This is a genomic window from Actinomyces oris, assembly GCF_001929375.1.
GTDB lineage: Bacteria > Actinomycetota > Actinomycetes > Actinomycetales > Actinomycetaceae > Actinomyces > Actinomyces oris_B.
Map to the genome: position 1 here is coordinate 15,633 of NZ_MSGO01000004.1, position 10,808 is coordinate 26,440.

Genomic DNA, 10,808 nt, shown 5'->3' on the forward strand with positions numbered 1-10,808 from the left:
TTCCCCCACACGGATTCCGTGTCCCCGTCAGTGGGGAGCGTCGGCTCAGGCCAGCGAGGGCTGGAGGCCGAGCGAGCCCACGAGGTGCTCGCGGTAGGCCGGGGAGCTGACCTTGTCCAGCCAGGCCCGGGCCTCGGCCAGGTGGCCCTCGATGCCCAGGCGCTCGACGACCTCCTCGTTGTTCTCCGCGGTGTAGAAGCGGGTGAGGTCCTTGATGGCCTGGTGGGCCTGGCGGGTGTCGCGGGCGACCTTGGCGTCCAGGCGCTGCGCGTACCACGACGAGCTCAGGATGTTCTCGCGCTCGAACAGGGCGCGGAACTCCGGGCTCGTCAGGTCCCAGCCCTCGCGAGAGGTGCCGTCGATCATGATCTCCAGCAGGGCCCGCAGCGGCGGCACGGCCCACTCGATGGAGCCGTCGGCCCGGTAGTGCTCGGCCACCACCTTGTGGGTGGTGACGATGATGTCCACCGAGTCGGCGAAGACCGCCTCATCCTGCAGCTCGGGACGCAGCATCTCCTCGGTGAAGACGACGTCGGGGTGCAGGAAGATCCGGCCGAAGAAGGTCGAGGCGAAGGACTGGTTCATCCGGTAGCCCAGGCGCGAGGCCTGGACGGTGCGGCCCTCGTACTCGAAGTCCTCGATGCGCTCGAGGTAGCCGCCCTCGATGAGGTGGTGGGCATCCCGCTCCTCAACGCTCATGCGCGAGAAGATCTCCGGGATGAGCAGCGAGATGTCGTGGGCCACCTGCACCTTCGGGCCGATGTAGCCGGCCGAGGACAGCCAGCCGTCGTAGCCGCTGAGGGCGTAGGACAGCAGGGCCGCGTTGAGGTCGTAGATGGCCGGCAGGGCGTTGAACGGGGCCTTCGTCAGGGCGCCCTCGCTGCCGGCGCCCGTCGTCGAGGGGGACTTGCCGGTCATGGAGGAGATGAACTCCATGAACAGCTCGGGCAGCTCCATGTAGTGCAGCGGGTTGTAGGCGCACAGTGGCGGAACCCCGTCCTCCGGCGGGTTGTTGCGGCGCCCGGCGGCGACGACGTCGACGCTGTGACGCAGCGCCTCGTCCAGGGGGACATCCCGGAAGAGGTGGTTGGTCAGGTCTGCCAGCGCCACATCCTTCGGGTTGGCGATGTCGGGACGCACCTGGAGGTAGCGGGGGTTCTTGGTGGGGGCGCCGTTGACCAGGCGCGGGTCGGCCGTGGAGACCCAGTAGGTCTCCTCGGCGGGGTCCTCGGCCTCGGGCAGGGCGGCGGCGCGGGCCACCAGGTCCTGCATGGGCTGGGTGAAGCGGGACAGGCCGGGGGCGTCGGCGGCCATCGCCCGGGCGTCGTCGGGCGTGAGCGGCTGGAAGTTGGAGATGAACAGGTCCGCGTCCGGGGCCGACATGTCCGACTCGGTCTGCTTGTCGTAGCCGCGCACGATCGCGTCGTCGGGCCGCTGGAAGAGCAGGGACTCGCAGTTGGTGACGAACTTGCGCGACAGCTGCGAGTCCGGGGTGGAGACCAGGCCGCCGGGGGCCACGATCGAGGCGGTGATGTCGTCCTCGGTCTGGACCTTGGCGGCCGGGGAGAAGTCCGGGCGCAGGGACAGCAGGCGCCAGGCGCCGTCGTCCTCGAAGCCCACGCGCAGCATGTTGATCTTGATGACCTCGCCGTCCAGACGCAGGGAGTTTCCCTTGCGGCCATTGATGATGCCCACCGAGAAGTGGCTGCGCCAGTCCTCGCCCCAGCTGGGCTGGTAGTAGCGCTTGACGGTGAAGATGAGCTCCTTGATATGGGCCGGGATCGACTCCAGGAAGACGTTGTACTCCTCGGTGTACATGGGCGACGGCGTCAGCAGCTTGATGACGCTCCCCAGCGAACGGCGCTCGGAGAGGATCGAGCGGTGGTTGGCGCTCTTGTTGGCCGGGTCGACGAAGCGGTCGGCGTAGTTGCCGTCGAGGATCCTCTGGACGGTGTCGAAGTCCTCGTCGACGTCGCCGACGTAGGCCTCGCCGAAGACGAAGGCGTCCAGGAGGGACTTGGAGATCTCCGACTTACCGCCGCCGGAGACGGTGGCCGGCTTGTGGGCCTGCGTGGACCAGGGGGCGGTGCCCACCAGGTGCCACTGGGTGGCGTCGCCCTCGCGGTGCTTGGCGTGGACCCGGTAGCCGCCTGGGGCCACGTAGGTGGTGCCCACCAGCAGGGGGATCGAGGCCTCCTGACCGTCGGGGCGGGTCCAGGTGATCGTCTGGCTGCGCATCGAGTAGTGGGCGCCGGCGGGCACCAGCACCACGGTCGGGTCGTCGATGGCGACGGCGGAACCGTCCTGGCGCGCCTCGAAGCGGCCGGGGTTGCGCTCCATGACGTGCTCGAGGGTCAGGCCCTCGGGGGTGTGGACGTCGGTGTACTCCTGGCTCAGGTTGTAGCGCGGGTAGGCGACGGCGCCGCCGGCGTGCTCCTCCTCCACGCAGCCGAAGAGGTTGGCCGAGTACCCGATCTGGGTCTTGACCTCCTTCTTGCAGTAGCCGAAGTAGTTGTCCGCGATGACGGTGACGATGACGCCGCGCTCGTCGCGGGCCACGCACTTGAAGGCCTTGCCGCCGTTGTAGAGCTCGGCCTCGTCCTTCCAGCACTGGCCGTCGCGGCGCTGGCGCTCGGTGGCCTCCTCCCAGGAGGGCAGGCCCAGCTCCTTCTTGGTCAGGGTGGTCAGGTGCGGGGCGAGGATGACGCAGCCGGTGTGGCCGGTCCAGGACTCCGGGGCCAGGGAGGAGTCGTTCTCCGGCAGGTAGGGGTCGCCGCCGTTGCCGAAGATGCCCTCGACGAAGTCCAGGTTGGAGACCAGGCCGCCGGGGGCGATGAAGCGGATCTCCATCGAGCGCTCGGCGGAGAAGCCGGGGACCTCGGGCACGACGATGGGGCGCAGCAGCAGGGACACGAAGCAGCGCGCCGGGTCCTCCTGTCGGGAGGCCCACGGCAGGGTCAGCAGGTCCTCGGGGGGCTCGACGGCGTGGGCCAGCAGGCGGGCGAAGACGTCGCGCGGGACGGCGATCTTGTCATCGGGGATCGGCAGGCCGCCCTCGGCGACGTGGAAGACGCCGGCGGTGGTGCGCCGGTCGTTGCGGGGGTTGTGCAGGACGCCGCCGAGCACCCGATAGCTCTCGACGTAGTCGGAGGTGAAGCTGGTGGAGTCCGCCGGCAGGGACAGGGCCCGCGCCAGTCCCGGCTGGTCCAGCACGAAGGTGGAGCGGGGCAGCCTCGGGGTGACGGCCGCGCCCTCCAGGTAGGAGTCGAGGAAGGTCTGAATGCGCTGGTCAGCCGCACAGGGGCGGTGGGCCAGCCGGCGGGAGAGCTCGCGCTGGCGTGCCAGGATCGGGGACATGAGACGGTCCGCCTCACTCTGCCGGACCTGTGCCGGGGCGGAGATCCCCAGCAGCTCCAAACGCAGGGCGATGGCGGAAGTGGTGGCCGCGTCTGTAGTTGTCATGGCACGAGCCTAGACAGAACAGACGACACGGTCCTGTTACGTTCTGCCCAGAAAGCCGACTTCAGTGGCGTGTCTGACATCACACTCGCCGTCCGGGTCGTTCACTGCCTGAGCCGACCGCCGGTGCGACGTCGAGCGCTCAGGACAGGAGCATCTGGGACAGTGCGGTGCCCACGATGCAGGAGGTGAGGACCCCGATGAGCCCGGGCACCAGGAAGGAGTGGTTGATGACGTACTTGCCGATGCGGGTGGTGCCGGTGGGGTCGAAGCCGATCGCCGCCAGATCCGAGGGGTAGGTGGGCAGGATGAAGTACCCGTAGGAGGCGCCGATGAATCCGACGACGATGACCGGGCTCACCCCGAGTGACAGGGCCATGGGGGCGACGATGAGCAGTCCGGCCGCCTGGGAGTTCACCAGCTTGCCGATGATGAACAGGACGATGGCGTACATCCACACATGGTGGGACAGGACGCCCGAGAGACTGTGCTCCAGGCTCTCCAGATGGGCGTGGACGACCGTCTCAGTCATCCAGGCGACCCCGAAGATGGAGAACATGGCGGTGGCCCCGGCCTTGAACATGGTGGTGGAGGCGATCTTGCCGGCCTGTACCTTGCAGGTCAGCAGGATGAGCGCTCCGGCGGCGAGCATGACCATCTGGATGACCAGGTTCATGCTCAGACGCTCCAGCGCGCCGTCGTCGCCCGTGGGGAACTGGGGACGCAGCACCTCGAAGGCGCCCAGGACGACGACGGCGGCGATGGCGCCCAGGAAGATCCAGGTGGCGCGGTAGGCCTCGGGCGGGAACTCCTTGCCGACGAGGGTCTCGGAGCTGGAGTGGACGGTGGCGCGGAACTCCGGGTTCTCCAGGCGCTTCTGGTACTCCTCGTCCTGGTCCAGGTCCTTGCCCCGGTGCATCGACCACAGGGCGGCCAGGAGCACCCCGCACAACGACGCCGGGATGGAGACCGCCAGGATCTGCAGGACTGACCAGTGCCGGTCGGTGTTCTTGGCGATGATGGCGACGATGGAGACCGTGGCGACCGAGACCGGTGAGGCCGTGATGCCCATCTGGGCGGCGACCGAGGAGTCTGAAGGGCTGAACTGGCGTCCATGGCGGATCTCCCCGGTTGGGCGGGACGGGCGAGGGTCGGTGCTCCCCTGGCGGGCGAGGAGCCGATACGTGAAACTGACCACCTGTCAGGGCTGTGTCCAGTGTCTCATCAGCCGTCGAGGACTATTGTCCTGGTGGATATCGGCTGTTTTCGGAGTACTTCGTTGCCGGCTGGGCGCGAACTCACATTCTGGCTCCGGTAGCGCCGTCACCGGCCCTCAAAGCGCATGAGTGCACTGTTCGGAGCGATTTAGGTGACAACCAAATAACGTGAGTCGGTGGCGTCATGGCTGGTTCCCAGGTCTGGATCGCTACCACCACGGCCCTGTGTTCCCTCATACTGGACGCATGTCGGCGCCCAATGCGGCTTGCCCGCAGCGATCACTCCTGATCGCCGCCGGCGGTCCTGCTGACGGCGACCGGTGTCCGAGTCGGCGTCAGCAGCCAACATCGGTCATGATGAGGACCTCATGCCGCAACCGGAGCGTTATCCCCCGCGCCGTCGCGGCACCCAGTCACCTCCATGACAGTCAATCGAAACGAGGAGCGCGTGGCAGAAGGCACGAGTGGGAGCGGACCCAGCCGCCCCGTCGGCAACAAGCTGACTCAGGTGGCCAGCGCCGGTCGGCGGAACCTGGGCAGGGCCTCGGGGGCTGGCAAGAAGCCCGGAAAGGAGCGCAAGCGGTCGAAGGTCGAGCGCTCCAAGGACGCCGCCTCAGGGCGCAAGCGCCGTTTCTTCAACTACCCCCGCGCTGGCAAGGGGAGGATCCACCGCTGGATCCCCAGCTGGCGGTTCGTCCTGGGCGTCTTCCTGCTGGGGGTACTCAGCGTCGTCGGCGCCTTCATGTGGGCCTACAACACCATCAAGGTGCCCAAGCCCAGTGAGTTCGCGCTGGCTCAGAGCAGCACGGTCTACTACGCCGACGGAACCACGGAGATGGGGAAGTTCGCCGAGATCAACCGGCAGTCCGTGGACGCCTCCACCCTGCCGGACTATGTGGGCAACGCGGTGGTGGCCTCCGAGGACCGCTCCTTCTACTCCAACAAGGGCGTCGACCCCAAGGGCATCGCGCGCGCCCTGATCAACAACCTGCGCGGAGGCGATACCCAGGGCGCCTCGACCCTGACGCAGCAGTACGTGAAGAACTACTACGTCGACACCACGAGCTCCTACTCCGGCAAGTTCAAGCAGGCCATCATGGCCATCAAGATCGACCGGGAGAAGCCCAAGAAGGAGATCCTGGGCGACTACCTCAACACGGTCTACTACGGCCGCGGCGCCTACGGCATCGAGGCCGCCTCTCAAGCCTTCTTCCACCATCCCGCCAAGGAGATGTCCCCCTCAGAGGCCGCGCTCCTGGCGGGGATCCTGCCGTCCCCCAGTGCCTGGGACCCGGCCGAGAACCCGAAGAAGGCCGAGGAGCGGTGGGGACGAGTCCTGCAGTTCATGCTCGACGACGGCTACATCACCCAGGCCCAGTACAACGAGGCCAAGCAGGCGGGGGTGCCGAAGACCGAGGAGTCCCAGACCAAGCAGGTCTACGCCGGCACCAACGGCTACCTGCTCCAGATGGTGCGCGCCGAGCTTGAGAACAAGGCCAAGATCTCGCCGGAGCGGATCGACACCGGCGGTTTCAAGATCGTCACCACGATCAACCAGAAGGACCAGGAGGCCGCTGTCAACGCGGTCCACTCTCTGCCTCCCGGCGCCTCCCCGAACCTGCACAAGGCGCTGGTGTCCATCGATCCCAAGACGGGCGGCCTGCTGGCGCTCTACGGGGGTGATGACTACCTGACCAGCCAGGTCAACACCTCGACCGATGCCATCGCGCAGGCCGGCTCCACCTTCAAGCCCTTCGCGCTGGTGGCCGCCCTGGAGAACGGGTGGTCCTTGAACAGCGGTTATCCGGCCACCTCGCCGATGACCATTGGGGGGCATCAGTTCCAGAACTTCAAGAACGTCTCCCTGAAGTGGGCCAGCCTCACCCAGGCCACGGAGCAGTCGCTCAACACCCCCTACCTCCAGCTCAATCAGGAGCTCATGAATGCCGAGGATCTGGAGGAGGGGATCACGGCCAAGGTGGCGAACCGCGCCGGCTACCCGGAGAACACCGAGGGCTTGAAGACCCCGGAGCAGCGGACTCTCATTCAGAACGTGCTCGGGTCGGCCTCCCCGCACACGATCGACATCGCGACGGCCTACTCCACCTTCGCCTCGCAGGGCATCCGGCACGACACCCACATCGTGGCCTTCCTCAAGAACCCCGACGGAACGGACCGCTACACGCCGGACACCAAGGGGCATCGAGAGTTCGATGAGGACGTCATGGCGGACACGACCTACGCCCTCCAGCAGGTCGTCTCCGGTCCGAACGGTAGTGCGGACAAGGTGGCCGCCCAGATGGATCGCCCGGTCGCCGCGAAGACCGGATCGTCGTCGGACAACAAGTCCGCCCAGTTCGTGGGCTTCACTCCGCAGGTGGTCACCGCGGTGACCCTCTACCAGTCGGGAACGGACGGCGCGGAGGAGTCGATCGAGCCCTGGGGCGAGTACGACGAGATCACCGGCTCGACCTACCCGGCGGACATCTTCATCAACTACATGACGGTCGCCCACGAGGGGCTTGAGGTCGAGGAGTTCCCGTCGCCGGCCGAGCTGCTGGCCACCCGTGGCGGGACGGTTCCTCAGACCGCCAAGCCCACCGGCCAGCCGGAGGAGGAGGCGACTGCGGCCCCCACCGGTCAGCCGGAGGCGACTGCGGCCCCCACCCAGCAGCCCACCGGCGAGCCGACTCAGCAGGGTACGCAGCCGCCCAGTAACGAGGGAGTTCCTTCGCAGGATCCGACGGGTGACAGCGGAAACCAGCCAGGGCCGACAGCACCGCCAGATGATCAGAAGCCTCCGAACCCTGATCAGAACCAGCCTCCTAAACCACAGGAGAGGCAGGCCGCCCAACACGGTGGTGTCGGTTAACGCCCCACCACCCCACGGCAGCTGACCCCGTCCTCCCGCGGGCACCTGACGGTGGGCCGACGACGTGTTGCACGGCACGTCGTCGGCCCACCGTCTCGGCTTTCAGGGCCACCCGGTTGTCCGGTAGTGTGGCGAACTGGCTGCGCCGTCGGGCGGAAGGCGGAATGAAGCCTGTTTCCGCCGGATGGTGCGCCGCACGCATCACCCTCCTGTCACGGAAGGACCGTGACCGCCACAGACCAGAGGAGGTGGGTACCAAGCATGCGTCACTACGAGATCATGATCATCCTCGACCCCGAGACGGACGAGCGCACCGCCAACGCGACGCTCGAGAAGCTGCTGCAGGTCGTTCCCAACAACGGGGGCACCGTGGACAAGGTCGACATCTGGGGCAAGCGCCGGCTGGCCTACGACATCAAGAAGAAGTCCGAGGGCTTCTACGCCGTCGTGGACATGACCACCACGCCCGAGATCGCCCAGGAGCTCGACCGCCAGCTCGGCCTCAACGAGACCGTCCTGCGCACCAAGCTGCTGCGTCCCGAGGCCTGAGCCTCTACCGGGAACGGAGACAACGCCATGGCCGGAGACACCATCATCACCATCGTCGGGAACCTCACCGCGGACCCCGAGATGCGCTTCACGCCCTCCGGGGCAGCGGTGGCCTCCTTCACCGTCGCCTCCACGCCGCGCACCTTCGACCGCCAGGCCGGCGAGTGGAAGGACGGGGAGACCCTGTTCATGCGCTGCTCGATCTGGCGCGACGCCGCGGAGAACGTGGCCGAGTCGCTGACCAAGGGCACGCGCGTCATCGTCCAGGGCCGCCTGGTCCAGCGCTCCTACACCACCCGTGAGGGTGAGAACCGCACGGTGGTGGAGATGCAGGTCGATGAGATCGGCCCCTCACTGCGCTACGCCAAGGCCCAGGTCACCCGCCAGCCGCGCGGCGGCGGCCAGGGCGGCTTCGGCGGAGGTCAGGGCGGCCCCCAGGGCGGCGGCTTCGGCGGCAACCAGGGCGGTCAGGGCGGATACAACCAGGGCGGCCCCCAGCAGGGCGGCTACAACGGCGGTGGCGGCTTCGGCGGCCAGGGCCAGTCCGGGTACAACGCCCCCGCCGGCGGTGCGGCGGACGACCCGTGGGCCACGGGCGGCTCCACCTCCTTCGGTGACGAGCCCCCGTTCTGAGCCGCGACGCCGTCGGCCCGTTCCCTCACACACAACACTTTTCATCTCGTAGAGCGCCCAGGCGCTCGGACCAAGGAGTACCACCATGGCGAAGCCCCAACTTCGCAAGCCGAAGAAGAAGGTCAGCCCCGTCAAGGCCATCAAGGTCGGCACCATCGACTACAAGGACACCGCCACGCTGCGGAAGTTCATCTCCGACCGCGGCAAGATCCGCGCCCGTCGCGTCACCGGCGTCTCCGTCCAGGAGCAGCGCAAGATCGCCAAGGCCGTGAAGAACGCCCGCGAGATGGCTCTGCTGCCCTACTCGAGCTCGGCTCGCTGATCGGAGGCACGCGCAATGACCACCAAGCTCATCCTCACCCACGACGTCTCCCACCTCGGCTCCGCCGGCGAGGTCGTGGAGGTCAAGGACGGCTACGCCCGTAACTACCTCCTGCCCCGCAAGCTGGCCACCCCGTGGACCAAGGGCGCCCAGCGCCAGATCGACCAGATGGCCGAGGCGCGCCGCAAGCGCTCCATCGAGTCCCTCGAGCACGCCCAGACCGCTCGCGCCTGGCTGCAGGAGAACGTCGTGACCGTCTCCGCCACCGCCGGTGATAACGGCCGCCTCTTCGGCGCCGTGACCACCGCGACCCTGGCCGAGGCCGTCAAGGCCGCCGGCGGCCCCGCCGTCGACCGCCGCAAGATCCAGGTCGTGCCGCCGATCAAGTCGACCGGCCGTCACAGCGCCTCCGTGCGCCTGCACGCCGACGTCGTGGCCCCCCTCGAGGTCAACGTCGTTCCCGCGCGCTGAGCGCCGGGCATCCTTCCGCCGTCGGGCCGGTTCCTCCCCGTGGGGAATCCGGCCCGACGGCGTCGTCCTGGGCCGTACCGGGTTGTGCTGGTTGTCCGGATCGTAGGGTAGGTCGCGAGGTCGTAGCCTTAACCCACGACTTCGAGGCATAAGGTACGACCGCGCCGGAAAGGGGGCGGTGGTCATCTCCACAGGTCTGCCACGGGGCTCGCGCTGCGGGCGACGGTGGCGGGGAAGAGAGCCAGGAGCCGGGCGCGCAGCACGTCGAGGTGTGTGAAGTCCGCCCAGATGAAGCGCTCGATGCGCCAGCCCATGCGAGTGAGGGTGTCCTGGCGCTGCTTCTCCTGCCACAGGTTCTCGGGGGTCTTGTACTTGATCCGCCCGTCGAACTCCGCCAGCACCCGGTACTCCGGCCAGGCCTCATCGGGGAAGTAGAGGCGGGATGCATCCTTGATCGCCATCTGAATGCGCGGAGCCGGCAGGCCCAGGGCGCGCACGAACCAGTGCAGCAGCGACTCGCCCGGTGATTCGGTGAAGGCCGAGGCCATGGCAACGACGGCACGTGCGCGCCGTGCCCCGGCACGTGGGCCCTGCGCCGCGATGGCGGCTTGGAGCTGATGGCGGGCGGCCTCGACTCGGCGGCTCGACTGCGTGTACTGGTATCGCGACGGACGGGCGATAGCCCGAAGCGCCGACTCGACCACGCAGACCGAGTCGTGGGCGGGAAGGTCGAAGGCGCAGTCCACCGCGGTCCGCCCCAGGGTGCTCACCGGCAGGCCCGAGATGGTGGTGATGTCCTTCTGCGGCAGGCTCAGGTGTCGTCGGCGCAGGTAGGCAGGACGCCGCGCTCCCGGCGGGAGGGGGAGCTCCTGGTGGGGATGGTGCGGGCTTGAGGGGACCACGACGCTGACATCCGGTTCACGCTCCCGCAGCCACAGACCGTGAATGAGGGCGGCGGACTCGTGGCTCAGGCAGCGCGCGGACTCGACCTGAAGGCAGGCGGCCGCGCAGCGAGCCAGGCTGAGGCGCGCGCCGGCCTCCCAACGGGGCAGGTCCTGCGCGCCGATATCCCCATAGACACCACGAAGGAGCCTGACGGGGTTGCGCATGGCGGCCGGTGGGCCGGCGGAGGCGACAACGGGTGGTAGCTGAGGCGGTTCGGGATAGGGCTCCATGCGGCAAGCGTGATGCGCGGGCGGATGAGGCGGCCACCGCAGTACTGGAGCCCTGTGGATGCAGCAGGGAGCAATGACACTGTGGCCACGGGGCGACGGCGTCGTGCTGG

The 10,808-nt window shown here is 68.1% G+C and carries 8 protein-coding genes; 5 read left to right on the forward strand and 3 right to left on the reverse strand.

Going from position 1 to position 10,808, the window contains the following annotated elements:
- Window positions 1-45: 45 nt before the first annotated feature.
- Together BKH32_RS00590 and BKH32_RS00595 are read right to left on the reverse strand one after the other, a co-directional pair.
- Entirely contained in the window at window positions 46-3,462 is a 3,417-nt protein-coding gene (locus tag BKH32_RS00590; RefSeq protein ID WP_075248147.1) for a hypothetical protein, read from the reverse strand.
- 139 nt (window positions 3,463-3,601) lie between these two features.
- On the reverse strand, window positions 3,602-4,657 hold the full coding sequence (locus BKH32_RS00595) for an anaerobic C4-dicarboxylate transporter (protein WP_256690175.1): 1,056 nt from the start codon (window positions 4,655-4,657) through the stop codon (window positions 3,602-3,604).
- Between the two features lie 440 nt (window positions 4,658-5,097).
- Between BKH32_RS00595 and BKH32_RS00600 the strand changes: the two genes are divergently transcribed.
- The 5 genes from BKH32_RS00600 to rplI all read left to right on the forward strand — a co-directional run bounded on the left by BKH32_RS00600 (window position 5,098) and on the right by rplI (window position 9,523).
- Window positions 5,098-7,548, forward strand: coding sequence for a transglycosylase domain-containing protein (locus BKH32_RS00600; protein WP_075248148.1), 2,451 nt, complete (start codon window positions 5,098-5,100; stop codon window positions 7,546-7,548).
- Between the two features lie 261 nt (window positions 7,549-7,809).
- Window positions 7,810-8,097, forward strand: coding sequence for a 30S ribosomal protein S6 (gene rpsF, locus BKH32_RS00605; protein ID WP_075248149.1), 288 nt, complete (start codon window positions 7,810-7,812; stop codon window positions 8,095-8,097).
- A 27-nt stretch (window positions 8,098-8,124) separates the two neighbouring features.
- Window positions 8,125-8,730: a single-stranded DNA-binding protein gene (locus BKH32_RS00610; RefSeq protein ID WP_075248150.1), complete on the forward strand. Its 606-nt coding sequence runs from the start codon at window positions 8,125-8,127 to the stop codon at window positions 8,728-8,730.
- An 85-nt stretch (window positions 8,731-8,815) separates the two neighbouring features.
- Entirely contained in the window at window positions 8,816-9,052 is a 237-nt protein-coding gene (gene rpsR / locus BKH32_RS00615; protein WP_003783656.1) for a 30S ribosomal protein S18, read from the forward strand.
- Between the two features lie 15 nt (window positions 9,053-9,067).
- Window positions 9,068-9,523: a 50S ribosomal protein L9 gene (gene rplI / locus BKH32_RS00620; RefSeq protein WP_075248151.1), complete on the forward strand. Its 456-nt coding sequence runs from the start codon at window positions 9,068-9,070 to the stop codon at window positions 9,521-9,523.
- 182 nt (window positions 9,524-9,705) lie between these two features.
- Here the strand turns inward: rplI and BKH32_RS00625 are convergent, their stop codons facing one another.
- Complete coding sequence (locus tag BKH32_RS00625) at window positions 9,706-10,698, reverse strand: hypothetical protein (RefSeq protein ID WP_256690190.1); 993 nt, start codon at window positions 10,696-10,698, stop codon at window positions 9,706-9,708.
- Between the last annotated feature and the right edge of the window lie 110 nt (window positions 10,699-10,808).